18 protein-coding genes, 1 other RNA gene and 1 riboswitch are annotated in these 20,056 nt (G+C 62.7%); of the genes, 4 read left to right on the plus strand and 15 right to left on the minus strand.

The features are described from left to right. Positions 1 to 5: 5 nt before the first annotated feature. From tolB to HWE01_RS19275, 6 genes are all read right to left on the minus strand, one after another. Positions 6 to 1,304: a Tol-Pal system beta propeller repeat protein TolB gene (gene tolB / locus HWE01_RS19250; protein WP_008326546.1), complete on the minus strand. Its 1,299-nt coding sequence runs from the start codon at positions 1,302 to 1,304 to the stop codon at positions 6 to 8. Between the two features lie 3 nt (positions 1,305 to 1,307). After that, the gene (tolA, locus tag HWE01_RS19255; protein ID WP_241822597.1) at positions 1,308 to 2,294 is read right to left on the minus strand and encodes a cell envelope integrity protein TolA; all 987 of its coding nucleotides are present in this window, start codon (positions 2,292 to 2,294) and stop codon (positions 1,308 to 1,310) included. Between the two features lie 17 nt (positions 2,295 to 2,311). Next, on the minus strand, positions 2,312 to 2,746 hold the full coding sequence (locus HWE01_RS19260) for an ExbD/TolR family protein (protein ID WP_008326548.1): 435 nt from the start codon (positions 2,744 to 2,746) through the stop codon (positions 2,312 to 2,314). Further along, positions 2,746 to 3,450: a protein TolQ gene (gene tolQ, locus HWE01_RS19265; protein ID WP_008326550.1), complete on the minus strand. Its 705-nt coding sequence runs from the start codon at positions 3,448 to 3,450 to the stop codon at positions 2,746 to 2,748. The genes HWE01_RS19260 and tolQ overlap by 1 nt, the downstream gene beginning before the upstream one ends. Before the next feature lie 222 nt (positions 3,451 to 3,672). Beyond that, entirely contained in the window at positions 3,673 to 4,107 is a 435-nt protein-coding gene (ybgC, locus tag HWE01_RS19270) for a tol-pal system-associated acyl-CoA thioesterase (RefSeq protein WP_008326552.1), read from the minus strand. Positions 4,108 to 4,294: 187 nt separating this feature from the next. Beyond that, positions 4,295 to 5,047 (minus strand): SDR family oxidoreductase, encoded by a 753-nt coding sequence (locus HWE01_RS19275; RefSeq protein WP_008326553.1) that lies wholly within the window; start codon positions 5,045 to 5,047, stop codon positions 4,295 to 4,297. A gap of 256 nt (positions 5,048 to 5,303) precedes the next feature. Next, positions 5,304 to 5,403: riboswitch (ZMP/ZTP riboswitch) on the plus strand. A 141-nt stretch (positions 5,404 to 5,544) separates the two neighbouring features. On the opposite strand from HWE01_RS19275, the gene glyA reads away from it, so the two are divergent. Then, entirely contained in the window at positions 5,545 to 6,789 is a 1,245-nt protein-coding gene (gene glyA / locus HWE01_RS19280; RefSeq protein ID WP_204725052.1) for a serine hydroxymethyltransferase, read from the plus strand. A gap of 247 nt (positions 6,790 to 7,036) precedes the next feature. Continuing rightward, entirely contained in the window at positions 7,037 to 7,516 is a 480-nt protein-coding gene (gene nrdR / locus HWE01_RS19285) for a transcriptional regulator NrdR (RefSeq protein ID WP_008326560.1), read from the plus strand. A 54-nt stretch (positions 7,517 to 7,570) separates the two neighbouring features. On the opposite strand, the gene ssrS is transcribed toward nrdR, so the two are convergent. From ssrS to recG, 5 genes are all read right to left on the minus strand, one after another. Next, a non-coding RNA gene (gene ssrS, locus HWE01_RS19290) (6S RNA) lies at positions 7,571 to 7,747 on the minus strand. A 184-nt stretch (positions 7,748 to 7,931) separates the two neighbouring features. Continuing rightward, on the minus strand, positions 7,932 to 8,249 hold the full coding sequence (locus tag HWE01_RS19295) for a cell division protein ZapA (protein WP_008326561.1): 318 nt from the start codon (positions 8,247 to 8,249) through the stop codon (positions 7,932 to 7,934). Beyond that, positions 8,246 to 8,479, minus strand: coding sequence for a hypothetical protein (locus HWE01_RS19300; RefSeq protein ID WP_008326562.1), 234 nt, complete (start codon positions 8,477 to 8,479; stop codon positions 8,246 to 8,248). The genes HWE01_RS19295 and HWE01_RS19300 overlap by 4 nt, the downstream gene beginning before the upstream one ends. 194 nt (positions 8,480 to 8,673) lie before the next feature. After that, positions 8,674 to 9,360, minus strand: a complete 687-nt coding sequence (locus HWE01_RS19305) for a tRNA-uridine aminocarboxypropyltransferase (protein ID WP_008326563.1) — start codon at positions 9,358 to 9,360, stop codon at positions 8,674 to 8,676. 308 nt (positions 9,361 to 9,668) lie between these two features. Next, complete coding sequence (gene recG / locus HWE01_RS19310) at positions 9,669 to 11,777, minus strand: ATP-dependent DNA helicase RecG (RefSeq protein WP_241822619.1); 2,109 nt, start codon at positions 11,775 to 11,777, stop codon at positions 9,669 to 9,671. Positions 11,778 to 12,000: 223 nt separating this feature from the next. Here recG and queA point away from each other — a divergent pair, with 223 nt between their 5' ends. Next, positions 12,001 to 13,017, plus strand: coding sequence for a tRNA preQ1(34) S-adenosylmethionine ribosyltransferase-isomerase QueA (queA, locus tag HWE01_RS19315; RefSeq protein ID WP_008326565.1), 1,017 nt, complete (start codon positions 12,001 to 12,003; stop codon positions 13,015 to 13,017). 28 nt (positions 13,018 to 13,045) lie between these two features. After that, positions 13,046 to 14,176, plus strand: coding sequence for a tRNA guanosine(34) transglycosylase Tgt (gene tgt, locus HWE01_RS19320; RefSeq protein WP_241822598.1), 1,131 nt, complete (start codon positions 13,046 to 13,048; stop codon positions 14,174 to 14,176). Between the two features lie 33 nt (positions 14,177 to 14,209). Here tgt and HWE01_RS19325 read toward each other — a convergent pair whose 3' ends face one another. The 4 genes from HWE01_RS19325 to HWE01_RS19340 are packed head-to-tail and all read right to left on the minus strand — an operon-like array spanning position 14,210 to position 19,860. Next, the gene (locus tag HWE01_RS19325) at positions 14,210 to 15,691 is read right to left on the minus strand and encodes a PAS domain-containing sensor histidine kinase (RefSeq protein WP_241822599.1); all 1,482 of its coding nucleotides are present in this window, start codon (positions 15,689 to 15,691) and stop codon (positions 14,210 to 14,212) included. Continuing rightward, positions 15,678 to 16,646: an HDOD domain-containing protein gene (locus HWE01_RS19330; RefSeq protein ID WP_008326568.1), complete on the minus strand. Its 969-nt coding sequence runs from the start codon at positions 16,644 to 16,646 to the stop codon at positions 15,678 to 15,680. Before HWE01_RS19330 ends, HWE01_RS19325 begins: the two co-directional genes overlap by 14 nt. Continuing rightward, positions 16,643 to 17,680 carry an HD domain-containing phosphohydrolase gene (locus tag HWE01_RS19335; protein ID WP_008326569.1) on the minus strand — a complete coding sequence of 346 codons (1,038 nt, stop codon included), beginning with the start codon at positions 17,678 to 17,680 and terminating at the stop codon, positions 16,643 to 16,645. Before HWE01_RS19335 ends, HWE01_RS19330 begins: the two co-directional genes overlap by 4 nt. Further along, on the minus strand, positions 17,677 to 19,860 hold the full coding sequence (locus HWE01_RS19340; protein ID WP_241822600.1) for an ATP-binding protein: 2,184 nt from the start codon (positions 19,858 to 19,860) through the stop codon (positions 17,677 to 17,679). Before HWE01_RS19340 ends, HWE01_RS19335 begins: the two co-directional genes overlap by 4 nt. Positions 19,861 to 20,056: the final 196 nt, after the last annotated feature.

The raw sequence follows: 20,056 nt of genomic DNA on the forward strand, positions 1-20,056 counted from the left end.
TTTCTTTATTTCATGAACGGACCCCAGGTCGGTTCCCTGATATCACCGGCCTGCGTCGTCAGACGCTGTTTGACTCGGCCATCAACAGAGACGACGGCCAGGGATCCGCGACGACCAGATTCCGTCGCGTACATGATGTATTTGCCATTGGGCGCAAAGCTGGGCGACTGGTCGCGGCCACCGTCGGAGAGACGAATCTCCTGGCCATTGGTCAGATCCAGCGCATACAGCTGGAACAGACCGTCGCGACGCGAGATGAAGGCCAGCGTCTTGCCGTCAGGCGAAATGCGCGGGCTGATGTTGTAGCTGCCATTGAAGGTGACGCGCTGGGGCGTACCACCATCCAGGCCCACCTTGTAGATTTGCGGGCCGCCGCTGCGATCGCTGGTGAAATAGATGCTGCCGCCATCGGGCGAGAACTGCGGCTCGGTATCGATGCCGGAACTGTTGGTCAGGCGACGCAGGCCCGAACCGTCGGCATTGATGAGGTAGACCTGGGTCAGTCCATCGCGGGTCAGGGCTACGGCCAGGCGCGAGCCGTCCGGCGACCAGGCCGGGGCCGAGTTGCTGCCCTTGAAGTTGGCAACGATGGAGCGCTGGCGGGTGACCAGGTTCTGGATGTAGACCACCGGCTTCTTCATCTCGAAGGAAACATAGGCGACCTTGGTGCCGTCCGGCGACCAGGCCGGCGAGATGATGGGCTCGTTGGAGCGCAGTGCCACTTGCGTACCTTCACCATCGGCATCGGCGACTTCCAGGCGGTATTCGTTGCCCGACTTGGTCACGTAGGAGATGCGGGTGGAGAAGATGCCGGGAATGCCGGTCAGTTTCTGGTAGATGTCGTCGGCGATCTTGTGTGCGGTCAGGCGCAGCAGTTGCGGCTGGGCACCGATGGACAGGGCCGAGAGCTGGGTCGACTGTACCGTATCGAAGAGGCGATAACGCACGTCGAAGCGGCCATCGGCCAGGCGCGTGACGCTGCCCACGGCCAGCGCATTGGCGCCGCGCTTTTGCCAGTCGGCATAGTTGATGGCCGAGGAGTCCGAGAGCGCATCACTGTTGTCGATCAGCTTGAAGATGCCGCTCCTGGCCAGGTCGGCCTTGACCACCGAGGTGATCTGTTGCGGGGCCGACTCCTCGCCGGGGAAGGCGGCAATGGCCACCGGAATCTGCGAGGCACCCACGCCGGTGATCTCGAAGCGGATCTGCGCCTGCGAGGCCGGGGCGAAGGACAGGCCGGCCACGGCCACGGTGGCGGCGGCGATGCGGGTCAGGCTCAGGGTCAGGTAACGGGCTTTAATCATCGGTTACTGATCTTTCGGATAATGGGTGAATGTGAAGCTGGACGGTACCTTGCCATCCGTGTCGGCCGGGAAGGGCTGTGACTTCATGACGGCAGTGCGCACGGCATCGTCGAAGCCCGGGACACCTGAAGGCTTGTTCACACGTACGCTGCGCACCGTCCCGTCCGGGAACAATTCGACAGTGTACTCCCCGGCGGGGTTTCCACTGACGCCGCTATTGTCGAAGACCGTGTTGCTCCTGATGACCGCGCGCAACTTGTTGGCGTAGTTGGGGCTGCCCTTCGGACCTTGCGACTTCGCAGCCGTGCCGTTGCCGCCGGTGGCACTGGTGGCCTGGCCCATCATTCGTTTCAAGTCTTCCTGGCGACGCTGCTCTGCCGCCTTGGCGTCGGCTGCGGCTTGCTGCTTCTTCTTCTCGGCAGCCTGCTTCTCGGCGTCGGCCTTCTTCCTTGCTTCTTCTTCCTTCTGCTTCTCTTCCTTCAGCTTCTTCTGCTTGTCGGCTTCCAGCTTTTCCTTCTTCTCGCGATCAGCCTTGTCCTTTTCGGCCTGTTCCTTCTTCTCGCGGTCGGCCTTTTCCTTCTCGGCCTTGAGCTTGTCGGCCTTTTCCTGTTCCAGGCGCTGCTGCTTTTCCTGCTCTTCCTTGCGCTTTTTTTCCTTCTCCTTCTGCAAGGCGATATCGGGTTTCTCGACCTTGGGTTCGTCGATCACCTTGGGCGCAACGGGCTTGGGTTCAGGTTGCGGCTGCGGCTGGGGTTGCGGCGGCTCGACCACGACCGGCTGCGGCTCCGGTTGCGGCGGCGTGGGCAGCGGTGCGGCTTCCTTGTATTGCGGATCCCAGATCTCGGCTTCCACCGTCAGCGGCGTTTCGCTCTGCCAGCGGATGCCGATCCAGAAGAACAGGAACAAGGCCACGTGCATCACCAGCGCCAGCGTGATGGCGCGCCAGCGGCCGGGCGGCTTGGGGATGGTGTAGTGTGCGTTATCGCTCATATCACTCGGCTGTGCGCTTACTTGGTGGCCAGGCCGACCCGCGCGATTCCTTGTTTCTTGGCTTCCGAGATGACCTGCACCACATCGTCGTACTTGATGTCCTTGTCGGCCGAGATCATCACGGCCAGGTCCGGATTGTCTTCATGCAGCTTGCGCAGGCGCTCGGCCAGGTCGGTCTTGCCGGTCACGGTCTCGGCCTTCTTGCCACCGCTCTTGGGGCCATTGATGCGGATGCTGGCCTGGGCGTTGGGTTTCAAGGCAATCTCGATGTAATCCGAGGGCGGCTGCGTGGACTTGCCGGCCGTCGGCAGGTTGATCACGCTGGGATTCGTAATGGGGGTGGCCACCATGAAGATGATGAGCAGCACCAGCATCACGTCGATGTAGGGCACGACGTTGATCTCGGACTTGAACTTGCGGGGACGCCCCCCGCGCATCGATGAGCCAGCCATTAGCGTGCCTGACGTTGCAAGATGTTGGAGAACTCTTCGATGAAGCTCTCGAAGCGGATCGCCAGACGGTCGATATCGTGCGAATAGCGGTTGTAGGCCACCACCGCCGGAATCGCCGCGAACAGGCCGATGGCGGTGGCGATCAGGGCTTCGGCAATGCCGGGCGCGACCGCAGCCAGGGTGGCCTGCTGCACGTTGGCCAGGCCACGGAAGGCGTTCATGATGCCCCAGACGGTACCGAACAGGCCCACGTACGGGGAGACCGAGCCGACCGAGGCCAGGAAGGCCAGGTGCGATTCCAGCGCATCCATCTCGCGCTGGTAGGCCGCACGCATGGCACGGCGGGCGCCGTCGAGCAGCAGGCCGGGATCGACCGCACCACCACGCGCTGCCACCGACGCCTTGGCCTTGGTGAATTCACCCATGCCGGCCTGGAAGATGCGCTCCAGCGCACCACCGGCGCCACCGGCCTTGCGGCGGTTGGACAGGGCATCCTGGTACAGCGCCGAAAGGTTGCCGCCAGACCAGAAGACGCGCTCGAATTCCTCGGTCTGCACACGGGCCGAGCGGATGGTGAACATCTTGCGGAAGATGTAGGTCCAGCTGGTGACCGAGGCCGACAGCAGCAGCAACATCACCAGTTGCACCAGGACGGACGCGTTTGCGATCAGTGAAATGAAGGACAGGTCTTGTGTGACATTCATGGGAAAGTGTGGCGGCTTGGAGGCGGCGTTTGAAAGGAAAGTCGAGAGTTAAAAATCTTTTGTTTTGTTTGGTTCAGTTGGCGTGCCAGCAATACGAAACAAAAGACGGCAAATACGGACAGAAGTTTTCCCTGAGGCAGATCGTCCCAGCCGGTGAGAACATGCTGCGAGCAGGCATGGATCCCTGAGCCATAAAGGCGCGGATGAGCTTTTCCGTTGACATCATGTGCTCTTCTTGATGCAAGTCAGCACTTCGTCAGGAATTGGGCGTGGACGGAAAGTGGTCTGGTCCACGCAGGCGACGGTGATGCTGCCACGCGCCAGCAACTCGGGCTGACCGTCCCCCGACGGCAGGCGCCAGGCTTCCTGCACGAACTGCATGGAAGCATTTCGACATTTTTCGACCACCACGGTCAGGCGGAGTTCATCGTCCAGACGGGCGGGCGAGAGATAGTCGACGCTGGTATTCCTGACCACGAAGAGGGCGCCGGTGGTCTCGGCCAGGTGTTGCTGCTGGAAGCCCAAGGAGCGCAGCCATTCCGTGCGGGCGCGCTCGAAGAACTTCAGGTAGTTGGCGTAGAAGACCACGCCTCCGGTGTCGGTGTCTTCGTAATAGACCCGGATGTTCCAGTGGAATGGACTACTGGCGGCACTCATATGCTTCTTGTTATTGGAAAGTCTGCTGTGGCAGCGGCAAAAGAAACAGGGAAATCAAGCAATCAAGGTATTGCCGGCAGGCAAGCGGACAGGGGGCATACCGACCGCTGCCCCGGGAACGGGTGAAAATGGCGTTCCTGCGGCGCCTGGGCGCCCTCGGCAAAAACGCCATTTTACTCCACATCCCTTATTGTTTGCGCTTGATGTTGAAGGGGCTGAAGCCCTGGCAGGTCGGCATCAGTTCCATGTAATTGATGTTCACATGGGCGGGCATGGTAGCGACCCAGAAGGCCGCTTCGGCGATATCTTCAGCCGTCAGCGGGGTGGTTCCTTCATAGACCTTGGCCGCCGCGCCATCATCGCCCTTGAAGCGCACGTTGGAGAACTCGGTGCCGCCGCACAGGCCGGGGGCCAGGTTGGTAGCGCGTACGCCGGTGCCCACCAGGTCGGCGCGCAGGTTCAGGGTGAACTGGTCGACGAAGGCCTTGGTGGCGCCGTAGACGTTGCCGCCCGGATACGGATAGGCCCCCGCCACCGAGCCCAGGTTGATGATGGTGCCGCTGCCGCGCTTGACCATCTCCGGCAGCAGGGCGTGGGTGATGGTGACCAAGCCCTTGACGTTGGTGTCGATCATGGTTTCCCAGTCCGACAGCGCCACTTCGTGGGCCGGGCCCAGGCCCAGCGCCAGGCCGGCGTTGTTGACCAGCACGTCGACCTGCTTCCACTCACCCGACAGGCTGGCCAGGCCGGCGTTGATCGAGTCCTTGCTGGTCACGTCCAGCACCAGCGGCAGCACCCTGTCCGCCCCCAGTTCCTTGACCAGCTCATCCAGGCGCTCCTTGCGGCGACCGGCGGCAATCACCTTGTGGCCGTTGCCGGCAAATTTGCGCGCCATGGCGGCGCCGAAGCCTGCGGTTGCTCCTGTAATCAACACGACCATCTCTTGATTCTCCTGTTGTGTGGCGGTGGCACCGGTGCCGGGTCGGGAAACGGGATAAAGCTTCACACCGACAGTCCGGAGGTAAAAACGAACGAAGCGAAATTGTAGCCCAAAGCCGCTTTTTACGAGGATGGGCTCGCTTTTTCCAATGGTTCTCTCGCTTTTTCTTTCATATCGGCCTTGGAGCGGGGGGCTGTTGCGCGGCCACCATGGTTCTTGCCCAAATCGCCCCGTTTCACTACAATGCGCTCACCATTTCGTCTCACGTGACTGGCGAAACGCCGTGTAAAAGCGGCCAAGATGGGGATCCATCGGGAAGCGTGAGATTTCAACAGCCGTGCGCCTGGGCAGCCGAATGGACAGTACGACTGAGGCTGCCCGCAATCCCACTCTTTTTTTCAGGCCCTCATTCGATTTCGGAAGTCGAGCACCCGGCATGTCCGCATGCTGCCGGTGACGCGATCTTCGGCCGCAGCTCATCAATTTGGAGAAACACCATGTTTGACAAGAACCAGACTCTCGCGAAAGTCGATCCCGACCTGTGGTCTGCCATCCAGAAGGAAAACACCCGTCAGCAGGATCACATCGAGCTGATCGCCTCGGAAAATTACACCTCGCCGGCCGTGATGGAAGCGCAAGGTTCGCAGCTGACCAACAAGTACGCCGAAGGTTATCCGGGCAAGCGCTACTACGGCGGCTGTGAATTCGTGGACGTGGCCGAGCAGCTGGCCATCGATCGCCTGAAGGCCCTGTTCGGCGCCGAAGCCGCCAACGTGCAACCGAACTCCGGTTCCCAAGCCAACCAGGGCGTGTTCTTCGCCATGTTGAAGCCGGGCGACACCATCATGGGCATGTCGCTGGCAGAAGGCGGCCACCTGACCCACGGCATGGCACTGAACATGTCGGGCAAGTGGTTCAACGTGGTTTCCTACGGCCTGAACGAAAAGGAAGAAATCGACTACGACGCCATGGAACGCCTGGCCCGTGAGAAGAAGCCCAAGCTGATCATCGCTGGTGCCTCGGCGTACTCGCTGCGCATCGACTTCGAGCGCTTCGCCAGGATCGCCAAGGAAGTCGGCGCCTACTTCATGGTCGACATGGCCCACTACGCTGGCCTGATCGCAGCCGGCGTGTATCCGAACCCGGTGCCCTTCGCCGACTTCGTCACCTCGACCACCCACAAGTCCCTGCGCGGCCCGCGCGGTGGCGTGATCCTGATGAAGGCCGAGCACGAGAAGGCCATCAACTCGGCCATCTTCCCCGGTATCCAGGGCGGCCCGCTGATGCACGTCATCGCTGCCAAGGCCGTGGCCTTCAAGGAAGCCGCTTCGCCCGAATTCAAGGCGTACCAGCAGCAAGTGGTGAAGAACGCCGACGTGCTGGCCAAGACCCTGATCAAGCGCGGCCTGCGCATCGTCTCCGGCGGCACCGAGTCGCACGTGATGCTGGTGGACCTGCGCCCGAAGGGCCTGACCGGCAAGGAAGCCGAAGCCATCCTGGGTTCGGCCCACATGACCTGCAACAAGAACGGCATCCCCAACGACCCGGAAAAGCCGTTCGTGACCTCCGGCATCCGCCTGGGCAGCCCGGCCATGACCACCCGTGGTTTCAAGGAAGCCGAAGCCGAAAAGGTCGGCAACCTCATCGCCGACGTGCTGGACAACCCGCACGATGCCGCCACCATTGAGCGCGTCAAGGCCGAAGTGAAGAAGCTGACCGAAGCCTTCCCGGTCTACGGCTGATTGGTGTTGGCAGGGCCGGCCCGTTGCGGGCCGGCATGAAGTTTCCTGCCAACCTCTGAAAAGTTGAAAAGTTGGTTCTGACGGCGCCCGTTCCTGCGGGCGCCGTCGCTTATCTGCACTACCATACGATGGTCCTGGCGGCACGGCGATGCCACACTGCGGGGTTCGCCCTGACCGCGCAGCACCGAAGTCCCGAGGGGTAGCCCTCATTGTCCAGCTTATCCAGCTCAATCACATCATAGCCACCATGAAGTGCCCATTTTGCAATCACGAAGACACCCCGGTGCTGGATACGCGCCTGTCCGAGGACGGCCATTCGATCCGCCGCCGCCGCCGCTGCGGCAATTGCGACAAGCGCTTCACCACCTATGAACGCATCGAGCTGACCATGCCGGTGATCGTCAAGAAGAACGGCAGCCGCACGGAATTCGATCCGGCCAAGCTGCGTGGCAGTCTCATGCTGGCGCTGCGCAAGCGCCCGGTGTCGGCCGAGGCGGTCGACATGGCCATCCAGAGCATCCAGGACAAGCTGCTGCAAAGCGGCGAGCGTGAAGTGGTGTCGGGGCAGGTGGGGGAATTGGTGATGCGCGAATTGAAGCGCCTGGACAAGATTGCCTACATCCGCTTTGCCTCGGTCTACAAGAGTTTCGAGGACGTGACCGAATTCCAGGATGCCATCGATGAAGTAGGGATGGAGCGCAAGGCCGCGAAGAAGCGCGAGAGCTGACCCGAGCGGAAAGGGCATAAAAAAACGGCTGCAGATGCAGCCGTTTTTCTTGAATCAAGTCCCGCCTGTGCCGCTGTGCCGGCATCCTGAACCTGACGGTTCAAGTTGGCTGCAGTAGTTCAATTTCGGGTTCATCGGACTAGCGACGCTCACGCCCATCGAACAATCCCACAGCCTATGCTCGTAAATGGTTCAAGGAATATATGGCAATCGCGAACACGGCAGGAGTACGAAGTCTAACCGATTCATGTTCGTCCTCCAAGAGCTCTGTCGAAAATAAGTCGACGATTTTGTAACCGGATTTTGGGCAGGTGTTGCGGCGGCGGCAATAAAGCGAAATGGCTGCCCGGGGCAGCCATTTTCTTGACGCGGACGTAAAAGATTTCCGCTGCGAGGTGTCACCGCGCCGTTACGCTCAGAACAGTTTTTCCTGCGGCGCCAGCGCCTGGTCCACCACCTCGGTGAGGGCAGTGATCTGTTGCTGCCACTGGGCAATGGTCAGACCGGCAAAGGGACCTTCGGCGCGCTGCATGCTCAGCAACTCGGCGGCGATGCCCAGCCCGGCCATCACGGCGATGCGGTCGGTACCCTTGATGCGGCCGGCGTCGCGGATGGCGCGCATCCTCTGGTCGAGGTAGGCCACGGCATGATGCAGCGCGGCCTGTTCGCCTTCCTGGCAGGCCAGGGTGTAGGACTGGCCCATGATGGTGGCGTTGATCTGGATGGTGCTCATGCGGCCTCCTCATCGGCCGCAGCCGCTTCTTCCACTTCGGCCACCGGCAGTTGTGCCAGAACGGCGGCCACGCGCTCGTAAGCGTGGTCCACGCGCGAGGCGAGGGTGGTGTTGTCTTCGGAGAGCAGTTTGACTTTCCGGCGCAGCTCGGCATTTTCTTCGCGCAGGCCTTGTGCCAGCTTGGCGAGCTGAGTGACTTTTTCAGCCAGTTGCAGGAATTCGGAACTCATGTGTTGATTTGTTCGCAGAGATGGGATGACGCCGGACGCCGCCAGCGCAGGTCAGAGATGTTCAGGATCACGACGCTTCAATCGCACAATTATAAGCGCATTGCCACGCCACCTGAACAAGAACGGCCGCACACGGCGGCCGGATGGGTTGGTCAGCGCCAGCGGGGTTTGGTTCCCGGCGTCGCCCCGCCCCGCTATTCCTTGCGCCGCGTGGCCTGGCCGTGCATGCGCATGTAGCCCTGCTGCAGCACGAAGTTGTCGAAGGCCGTCAGCAGCGGGTGATATTTCTCGCTGTTGCGTTCCAGCTGCATCAGCGCATAGCCGGTCGCTTCCAGGGTGGCCAGTTGCTCGGGCTTGTGGGACTTGCGGATGGTGTAGCGCGAGGTTGGCGTATCGATCAGCATCATGCGCGGCAGGGCCTGCAGCATGGGGTTTTCGAAGAGCATCTTGCGGCTCTTGCGCCAGGTGCCGTCGAGAATCACCAGGCGGATGCGCTTGAGCGTCTGCTTCTTGTCCACCATCATGGTGCGCGCATCGAAATAGCGGGTCTCGGGCGTGCAGACGTCGTCCGTGTAGAGCAGCACCGGATGCACGGTCTCGCCGGCCGGGACATTGCGCAGGCGGGACGGCGCATGCAGCATCGCTTCCAGTTCCTCCGGATCGAACACCGAGCCGACCACCAGCTTGCTGTAGGGCAGGCTCAGGTGCAGCAGCCTGACGCTGTTCTTGGCGTTGCTCACTTCAAGCGGGTGCTGCAGGATCAGCACATCGACGGCGTGATCAATGGGGGAGGTCCAGTGGCAGATACATGCCGTCAGCGCGCGTTGGCAGATGGGGCAGAGCAGTCTGCGGGCCAATTGTTGATCGTGGTTGGAAACCAAAATGTTCAGCCTTCTGTAGTTTAGCGATGGTCACCGTGCAGGGCGGCAGGGGTGCGCGTAGCTTTCTGCGCAGTCCGCTGCCGTTTGATGAACCCGTTCATCGTGGGCCGTAGATTGGACTTTGTACTGCCATACGTCAATCGACATAAAGCGAAGAAATTCTCGATTTTTGGGGAAAAGTGGTTGGCATTTTGCTGATTTCGGTTTGCAGCCCTTGCGCTCACCCGTCGCGTGGGAGATTCTGGAAAGCTTTGCTGCTCGCCGCTACCAGCATGGGCCGGCAAGCCGTGGAGGCTGCCCCGCGGGTGTCACACCTTCAGGAAATCTTCACGTCCGCCGAGCCAGCGGGCCAGATGGCGGTCGACGATGTCTGGTGCGTGCTGCAACAGGGCCTGGGCGGTATCGCGGGCTTTTTCGACCAGCCATTGATCGGTTGCCAGATCGGCAAAACGCAACATGGCCTCACCCGACTGCCTTGCCCCGAGGAATTCTCCCGGGCCGCGAATATCCAGATCGCGCCGGGCGATCTCGAAACCGTCGGTGGTTTCGCGCATGGTGGCCAGGCGCTGCTTGGCGGTACCACCCAGCGGGCCCTGATAGAGCAGCAGGCAGACGCTGGCCGCCGACCCCCGTCCCACCCGTCCGCGCAACTGGTGCAGTTGCGACAGGCCGAAGCGCTCGGCATGCTCGATCACCATCAGCGAGGCGTTGGGGACATCCACCCCCACTTCGATGACGGTGGTGGCCACCAGCAGGTGAATGGCGCCACGGCTGAAGCCTTCCATCACGATCTGTTTTTCCACCGGTTTCATGCGCCCGTGCACCAGCCCGATCTGCAGGTCCGGCAGGGCGGCCGAGAGGGCGGCATGGGTATCGGTCGCGGTCTGCAATTGCAAAGCCTCGGATTCCTCGATGAGCGGGCAGACCCAGTAGATCTGCTTGCCTTCCAGCGCCGCCGCATGCACCCGTTCGATGACTTCATCGCGGCGGTTCTGGTCGATCACGCGGGTGACGATGGGCGAGCGCCCTGGCGGCAGTTCATCGATCACCGACACTTCCAGGTCGGCGTAATAGGTCATCGCCAGGGTGCGCGGAATGGGCGTGGCCGACATCATCAACTGGTGCGGCACGGCGGCCACCTCGCGGTCGGTCGGGTTGAAGCTCTTGTTGCGCAGGGCCAGACGCTGACCCACGCCGAAGCGGTGTTGCTCGTCCACGATCACCAGCCCGAGGTTCTCGAACTGCACCGTGTCCTGGATCAGTGCATGGGTGCCGATGACCAGGCGCGCGGCACCGGATTCGATGTGGGCCAGGGCCTCGGTCTTTTCCTTTTTCTTCTGGCTGCCGGAAAGCCAGGCCACACCGACATTGAGCGGCTCCATCCAGGCGGCGATCTTGCGGAAGTGCTGTTCGGCCAGGATTTCGGTCGGTGCCATCAGCACCGCCTGGCAGCCGCTGTCGATGGCCTGCGCGGCGGCCAGCGCGGCCACCACCGTCTTGCCGCTGCCGACATCGCCCTGCAGCAGGCGCTGCATGGGGAAGGACTGGCGCAGGTCGGCGCGGATTTCGTCCAGCACGCGCTGTTGCGCGCCGGTCAGCTGGAAGGGCAAGACCTTGGTCAGTTCCTCGGTGATGCGGCCGGTCACCGGCAGCGCGCGCGAGGTCTTGGCCCGGCGCGCGGCCTGGGCGCGTTTGAGCGAGAGCTGCTGGGCCAGCAGTTCGTCGAACTTCATGCGGATCCAGGCGGGATGGGATCGTTCGATCAAGGCGTGCTCGTCCACGTCCGGTGGCGGGTTGTGCAGCAGCCGCACGGACGGTTCGAAACCGGCCAGGTTCAGAGTCTCCAGCATCGACGGGGGCAGCGTATCGCTCCAGTCCAGGCGGCTCATGGCATTGGCGATGGCCTTGCGCAGGTAGGCTTGCGAGAGCCCTTCGCCAGCCGGGTAAACCGGCGTGAGCACGTCCGGCAGCGGAGCGCCTTCATTGACCACCTTGTAAGAAGGATGGACCATCTCGGCACCGAAAAAGCCATGCCGCAATTCCCCGCGCACCCGTACCCGGGTGCCCTCGGCCAGCTGCTTGGTCTGGCTGCCGTAGAAGTTGATGAAGCGCAGGGTCAATTGCCCGCTGTCGTCGCCGACTGTCACGATCAACTGCCGACGCGGGCGGAACTGCACCTCGCAGGCTGTCACGACGCCCTCCACCTGCACCGTCTGCAGGCCGCGCAGGGAGGCCTCGGCGATGCTCATGAGAGTGGTTTCATCCTCATAGCGCAGCGGCAGGTGCAGCACCAGGTCCATGTCGTTGTGCAGGCCCAGCTTGGCCAGCTTGTTTTCAGGCTTGGCGGCGGCCTTGGAAGCGGGAGCGGCTTTTTTCTTCGAGGCCGGCGGGCTGTTTTTCTTCGCGGTAGCGGGCATGCGGTCGGCGTTGGTTGGACGGAGGGCCATAATGGTTAGCCGCACGCGCATATGGGAAAAACGCGCAGACAGCGTAAAATAGCGGGTTACGCTATTTTACTGTGAATATTTACAGTATCAATCCCGCCGGCAACAGTTCTTGCCCGGGAACGCCCGGCGCCAGCCCCTCTGCCGCCGCCGCGCGCATCGCCTCCATCATTATTTTGCAAGCTTGTACTCGCGCATGTACTCATTATCCGACTTCGATTTCGAGCTCCCCCCCGAGCTCATCGCCCAGACCCCGCTGGCCGAGCGCAGCGCTTCGCGCCTGCTGCAGGTGCAGGGGGCGCAACTGACCGACCGACGCTTCTCCGACATTGTCGACCTGCTGCAAGCCGGCGACCTGCTGGTCTTCAACGATACCCGCGTGATCAAGGCGCGCCTGTTTGGGGTGAAGGAAACCGGCGGCAAGATCGAGGCGCTGGTCGAGCGCATCCTCGATGCGCGCACCGTCCACGCCCAGGTACGCGCCTCCAAGTCGCCGCCACCGGGTACCCGCATCCGCCTGGCCGATGCCTTCGATGTGACCGTAGGTGAACGTTTCGGCGAATTCTATACCCTGCATTTCCCCGCGGATGCCTTCGAGCTGCTGGAACAGTACGGCAGCCTGCCGCTGCCGCCCTACATCGACCACGAGGCCGATGCCTATGACGAGACGCGCTACCAGACCGTCTACGCCAAGCAACCCGGCGCCGTGGCCGCACCGACTGCCGGCCTGCACTTCGATGAAGCCCTGCTGCAGCAATTGACCGCACGCGGCGTCAAGCAGTCCTTCGTGACCCTGCACGTGGGTGCCGGCACCTTCCAGCCGGTGCGGGTGGAAGACCTGTCGCAGCACAAGATGCACAGCGAGTGGTACACCATCTCGCCCGAGACAGTGGAGGCCGTGCGTGCCACCAAGGCGGCAGGGCGCCGCGTCATTGCAGTCGGCACCACCAGCATGCGCGCCCTGGAATCCGGTTCGCAGAGCGGTGAGCTCAAGGCCGGCAGCGATGACACCCAGCTCTTCATCACGCCCGGCTACACCTTCAAGACCGTCGACCAGCTGGTGACCAACTTCCACCTGCCCAAGTCGACCCTGCTGATGCTGGTGTCAGCCTTCGCCGGCTATGAACACATCCGCGCGGCCTATGCGCACGCCATTGCACAGAAATACCGTTTCTTCAGCTATGGCGATGCCATGCTGCTGACCCGTACCTGAGAAACCCGGAAAGAAAACAGAGAGCACCATGCTGGAATTCACCCTGCTGAAAACCGACGGAAAGGCCCGTCGCGGCCGCGTCAAACTGAACCACGGCACCGTCGAGACGCCCATCTTCATGCCGGTGGGCACCTATGGTTCGGTCAAGGCCATGTCGCCCCTGGAACTGAAGGAAATCAACGCCCAGATCATCCTCGGCAATACCTTTCACCTGTGGCTGCGCCCGGGGCTGGAAGTGGTCAGCAAGTTCGGCGGCCTGCACAAGTTCATCGGCTGGGACAAGCCCATCCTGACCGACTCCGGCGGCTTCCAGGTGTTTTCCTTGGGCGAGATGCGCAAGATCACGGAAGAGGGTGTGCATTTTGCTTCACCCATCAATGGTGACCGCCTGTTCCTCTCGCCGGAAATCTCCATGCAGATCCAGCGTGTGCTCAATTCCGACATCGTCATGCAGTTCGACGAATGCACGCCCTACGAGATCGATGGCCGTCCCGCCACCCGTGAAGAGGCCGGCAAGTCCATGCGCATGTCGCTGCGCTGGGCCAAGCGTTCCAAGGATGAATTCGATCGCGGCGAGAACCCGAATGCGCTCTTCGGCATCGTCCAGGGCGGCATGTTCGAAGGCCTGCGCGATGAATCGCTGGCCGGTCTGGAAGAACTGGGCTTCGACGGTTTCGCCATCGGTGGCCTGTCGGTGGGCGAGCCCAAGGAAGACATGATGCGCGTGCTGGAACACGTCGGCCCGCGCCTGCCGGTCGACAAGCCGCATTACCTGATGGGCGTGGGCACGCCGGAAGACCTGGTGGAAGGCGTCTCCAACGGCGTGGACATGTTCGATTGCGTCATGCCGACCCGCAATGCCCGCAATGGCTGGATCTTCACGCGCTACGGCGACGTCAAGATCAAGAACGCCAAGTACAAGAACGACGACCGTCCCTTCGACGAGAGCTGTGACTGCTACGCCTGCAAGAACTTCTCGCGCGCCTACCTGCACCACCTGCATCGCGCCGGTGAAATCCTCGGTGCGCGCATGAATACGGTCCACAACCTGCACTACTACCTGCAACTGATGCAGGAAATGCGCGACGCCATCGACGCCGGCACCTTCCAGGAATTCGTCAGCAAGTTCAAGGAAGATCGGGCGCGCGGCGTCGACTGACGGGCACATCCGCGCTCGGGCGCATCCGGCGCATCAGGCGGCCTCCTCCAGACAGAGCGTGAAGCGACTGCCGGTACCGACCTGGCTTTGCACGGTGATCGCGCCGCCCATCAGGTTGGCCAGCTTCTGGCTCAGGTACAGACCGTGGCCCATGCCCTCATGCCTGCGCGAGGCCGTGGCATCGAGCTGGGTGAAGGCGCGAAAGAGTCTTTGCTGGTCATCTTCGCTGATCCCGCAGCCGGTATCACTGACTTCGATCCAGCTGGTCAGACCGGCCGCGTGGTGCTGCTGGCGCAACTGCACCTGCACCTGGCCGCGTTCGGTGAACTTGATGGCGTTGCCGATCAGGTTCAGCAGGATCTGCGCCAGTGCACGCCGGTTGGTGTGGATCCGGACTTCACCCGCATAGGGCGCCAGGTCCAGCTGCAAGCCTTTTTTGATCGCTGCCGGACGCAGTGTCGCCACGGCGTGCTCGATCAGTTCCGAACACAGCAGGTCCTCGGGAATCAGATCGGCGTCCTCGGTTTCCAGGCGCGAGACATCCAGCAGGCCGGTGATCAACGTGAGCAGGTGCTGGGCACTGTCGTGCACGGTCTGCAACTGTTGCTCCTGCTCGGGGGTGAGCGGCCCGCCCATGCGCGCGAGCAGGATTTCGGTGAAACCCAGGATGGCATTCAAGGGGGTGCGCAGTTCGTGCGAAGTGTTGGCCAGGAAGCGGTCGCGTGACTGCGCGGCCTCTTGCAGGGCGCGGTTCTTCTCGGCCAGGTCCCGTTCGATGCGTTTGCGGTCGCTGATGTCGCGCACGGCGATCATGAGGAAGGTCTCGCCCTCGATGACCAGCGGGCTCAGGCTCACGTCGACCGGAAATTCGCTGCCATTGCGCTTCAGGCCGCACAGATCGGGCGTGGGATTGCTGGCCGGTCCGGCCTGGCCGCTGAGATAGTCGGCCAGGTTCTGCGCGTGCATGGCCAAGAAGCGCTGGGGGATCAGGACATCGATGGCCCGCCCGGTCAGCTCGGCTACCTCCCAGCCGAACAGCTCGCCGGCGCGACGATTGGCCAGCACCACGCGGTCCAGCGCGTTGACGACCACGATACCGTCGGGCAGCCAGTCATAGAGCCCGTGGACGCTGGCCGCAATCAGGCTGATGTCGCGCAGGACGGTGGCCTCGCTGATGTCGCGCTTGCAGGACAGGACGAACTGCGGTGCCCCGCGTTCATCGCGCAACAGCTTGTTGGAAACCGACAGGTGCAGCAGCGAACCATCCTTGCGCCGGCGGATGGACTGGCATTCGGCCCGCCCCAGCGCCACCGTATCGGCAAACACCCGCTCTTCCTCGGCGCGTCGCTCGGGCGGCACGATGAAGTCCGACAGATGCTGGCCCAGCACTTCCTGGGCGGCATAGCCGAAGATCTGCTCGGCGCAGCGGTTCCAGTAGACTACGCCGCCCTGCATATCCATCAGCACATAGGCGTCCGGCGCTTCACTGAGCAGCAGTTGTTCAAGTTGCTGCATCGTCGCCGCCGACGGATTCCTGCAGACGCAGCAGTTTGTCGTGGACCTGGCCGGGCAGACCCTGCCACAGGGTCTTGGCGCTCAGGTGCATGGTCTGGGTCCAGTCCTGCCAGTCTTCCCCCGTGGCCTGATACAGGGCCGGGAAATCGTGTGGTGCCAGTTGCAGTTGCGGCAGCGCCCGCGCGATCTTGGGCAGGGCCGCCTCGGCCACCTGCGGCGTGCCGCAACCCAGTTCGGCCATGGCCGCCGAGAGATACAGGGTCCAGATGATTTCCTGCGGGCGCGGCACCGGCCAGTCGTCCGGCAGCGCCGGTGCTTCGTAGTGCAGTACGGCATCACAGAACAGATCCGGAATCTTCCAGTCCTGCATCAGCGCCGCCGCGATATTGAGGTGGTTGAAGCCGAACAGCGACTGCTCCATCGCCAGTTGCGCCGAGGGCTCCAGCGGGCGCGTCAGCAACGAGGAGTAGCCCCCGGGGTGGGCCGAAGCCAGCGTCAGCCTGCCGATGTTGGCCAACAGACCCGTGGTGAACATTTCGCCCAGTGGCGCCACGCGCGTATGACTGCTGATGGCCTGGGCGCTGCAGGCCATGGCGAAGCTGTGCGCCCAGAAGGCCGGCAACTTGAAGTTCACACACGAGGCCGGTGCCGTGGTCTCTGCCAGCGACAGCGCCAGGGCCAGCTGGCGTACCGCTTGCAGACCGACCAGCAGCAGGCTGTCCATGCTGACCGAGGCGATCGGGCGCACGCGCTCGGCATTGAGTACGTTGACGATGCGGATGATGCGTCCGGACAGGGCCGGATCGGCCTGCACCAGATGGATCAGTTCGTGCATGTCGGGATCATCCTGCGCGCACAGGCGCATGATGGTCAGGCGCACCCCACCGGGCGAGGGCAGGGCTTGTGCACTGCGGAGCTTCTCGAACAGGGTGGGTTCAATGAAGGTGAGCATCATTTGCCGTCCTGGTTGCGGTTGTAGATATCGACCACTTCCTCCCAGCCGGCAAAGAAGGCTTCCACGCAGCGCGGATCGAAATGGCTGCCGGCATTGTCGCGCAGATAACGCGCGGCGTCTTCCAGGCTCCAGCCTTTTTTGTAGGGGCGCGACGAGGTCAGTGCGTCGAATACGTCGGCCACCGCCACGATACGGCCATACAGCGGGATCTGGTCAGCCTTGAGTGCATTGGGATAGCCGCTGCCGTCCCATTTCTCATGATGCGTCTGGGCGATCTGCGAGGCCGTCTGCAGCAGTGCCGACGGACTGCCGCGCAGGATGTCGGCGCCGATCTGGGCGTGCAGGCGCATGACCTTCAGTTCTTCCTCGTCCAGCCGTCCGGGTTTGAGCAGGATGTGGTCGGGGATCCCCATCTTGCCGATGTCGTGCATGGGCGAGGCCGCCAGCAGCAGGTCCTGTTCTTCCTTGGGCAAGCCCAGGTGGGCGGCAATGACGCGGGTGTAGTTGGACATGCGCACCAGGTGTTCGCCTGTTTCCGGATCGCGATAGCCGGCCGCGCGCGCCAGCAGATCCATGGAATTCAGGGCCATAGTCGAGCTCTGTTGCGTCTTATGTTGCACCTCCTCGGCCAGATGCTCGATTTGCTGGCTCATGGCCAGTTGCGACTTGCGCATGGCCAGCATGTTCTTCACGCGCGCCAGCAGCTCCACGCGGTTCACCGGCTTGGAGAGAAAATCATTGGCCGTCATCTGCAGCGCCTTGTGGCGCACCTGCAGGCCCATGTCGGCGGTGATCATGATGACCGGCGTCATCTCCTGCCCCGGCATGGCGCGAAAACGCGAAAGGAAATCCAGCCCGTCCATGCCCGGCATCATGTAGTCCAGCAGGATCAGATCGGGATCGTGGCTGCCGCACCAGTCCAGCGCTTCATACGCATCGGGACAGGTACTGATGCTGGTATCGGGCAATTGCGCCAGCATGTGCGTGAATAGCGACAGATTGGTCTTGTCGTCGTCGACGATCAGAATCTTCATATGTTCCCCCGGCCCCTGTCTTGAAGGTGTTCGCGCAAGGCTGCGAAGGCGCTTGCGCACTCCTCGGCCAGCGTGCGGACCTGCGCCAGGTCGCCCTGGCGTGCCGCCGTTTCCATCTGTCTTCCACATTGTCCCAGTGCCTGGATACCCAGATTCAGGCAGCTACCGGCCAGCCGGTGGCCCAGTGCCTGGATCTCGCCCAGGAGCGGATCGGCGGCCTGGCAATGCCGTGCCAGATCGTCCATGACCGGTGTGGTGTGTTCAATGAACATCTCCAGCATCTGGCCGGCCAGTGCGGTGTCGTCACCGAAGAGTTCCTGCAGGCGGGCTTCGTCCACCACCACTGCTGCGGCGCCGGAGCCGTCTGCCGACGCGTGCGCCGGCGGCAGGTAATGCTCCAGCATCGTCGCCAGTTGCGAGCGCAGCAAGGGCTTGGTCAGATAATCGTCCATACCCGCCTCCAGGCATTGTTCGCGGTCCCCCGCCATGGCATTGGCGGTCATCGCGACGATGGGGGTATGGGCCAGCTCACCCTGCAGGCGCCGGATGCGGCGCGTGGTTTCGTAGCCATCGAGCACCGGCATCTGGCAATCCATCAGGATCAGCGCGTACTTGCGCCGTGCCAGTTTCTCCAGCGCCTCCGCACCATTGGAGGCGATATCGACCGCGTAGCCCATGGCATTGAGCTGGTACACCGCCACCTTCTGGTTCATCACGTTGTCTTCTACCAGCAGGAGTTCGTGCTGTTCGTGCTGTTCCTGCTGCCCCGCCCGGGGCAGTGTCCTGCCCGGACGAACTGCCGGCGTCTGCATCGGGCCCGGTGCCTTGTCCTCCGGCAGCAGTGCCACTGCGCGCAACAGCTGTTGCTTGCGCAACGGCAACTGCAGTGCTGCCGCTGTTGATTTTCCGTCTATATTAAGGCCGTGTACGCCGTGGTCAAGCAGTACGCATGTCACTGCGGGGCGTTCGGCATGCAGGCGCGCCAGCACCGCAGCCGGCGGGATGTCCTGGATCTCGCTGCTGACGATGAGGGTGTCGATACCGCTGGCCGTGGCCGCCGGGCCGGTCAAGGCCGCCAGGGCGTCGCTGGCGCTGCTGTAGCGCACCGTTTCCAGTCCGGCGCCACGCAGATATTCGTGCAGCATGGCGGCGCTGGCGTCATGTGTTTCCAGCAGGGCCACCTGTCGCTTTTTGGCTGCATGCGGGCTGCTGGCGAAGCCGGGCGCTTGCGCCACGGGAATGCCCAGTTCGAACCAGAAGCAGGAGCCGCTTCCGGGCGTGCTCTCCACGCCTATCCTGCCGCCCATCAGTTCCACCAGGCGTTTGCAGATCGACAGGCCCAGTCCGGTGCCGCCGTATTGGCGCGTGACCGAGCTGTCGGCCTGGGAGAAGGGCGAGAAGAGCCGACGCAGGGTTTCCTCATCCATACCGATGCCGCTATCGCGCACCTCGAAACGCACCCGGCAGTGGTCCCCCGACACATGCAGCGCCTGGACCCGCAGCAGCACTTCCCCCACATGCGTGAACTTGAGCGCATTGCCCAGCAGGTTCAGCAGAATCTGGCGGATGCGCCCGGGGTCGCCCAGCAGCCGCACCGGCAGGCGCGGATCGACGTGGGCCAGCAGCCGCACGCGCTTTTCGCGGGCCTTGAAGGACAAGGCCTCGGCACTGGCTTCCACCACTTCCAGCAGATCGAATTCGACCACTGCGATATCCATCTTGCCGACATCGATCTTGGAGAAATCAAGCACGTCGTTGACGATGCCCAGCAGGGCCAGCGAGGAATCCTCGATGGCCTTGGCAAATTCCGCCTGCTGGGTATCCAGACGCGTGGTGCGCAGCAGTCCGGCCATGCCCAGCACGGCATTCATGGGCGTGCGGATTTCATGGCTCATGGTGGAGAGGAAGGCGCCGCGCGTGAGCATGGCATGGTCAGCCGCCTCCTTGGCCAGGACCAGGTTGCGTGCGGCACGATGGTGGTCGCGCAACAGGCGCAGCAGGATCAGCGCGCGGATCAGCCACAGGGTCAGCAGACCCAGGATCAGCCAGGCCGGCAGGTCCGCCCGCCACAGTGCAGCCACCACCAGCACGGCAAAACCGGCCTCGGCCAGGCCCAGCAGCAGTCGCCCGTCGCGCGAGGTGGGGGCGCCTTGTGGCTCGCCCTGAGGGCTGACTGGCATCACGAGATTGTCTCCATGGGTCCCGACTCCGTTTCGATGGTGCCGGCGTACAAGGGGATGTTTCCCTTCCCGGCATAGATGGAATCAATTATAACGAATTGACTAATAAATCGCCGGAATTGTTTTATTTGTTCGCTGATTGTACGGCGAGTGTGGTCAAAATGTGGCACATCATTGTGCTTGCCTGCTATTCAAC

Origin of the sequence: Herbaspirillum sp. C7C8 (assembly GCF_022627875.1) — a bacterium.
Taxonomy (GTDB): domain Bacteria; phylum Pseudomonadota; class Gammaproteobacteria; order Burkholderiales; family Burkholderiaceae_D; genus Herbaspirillum.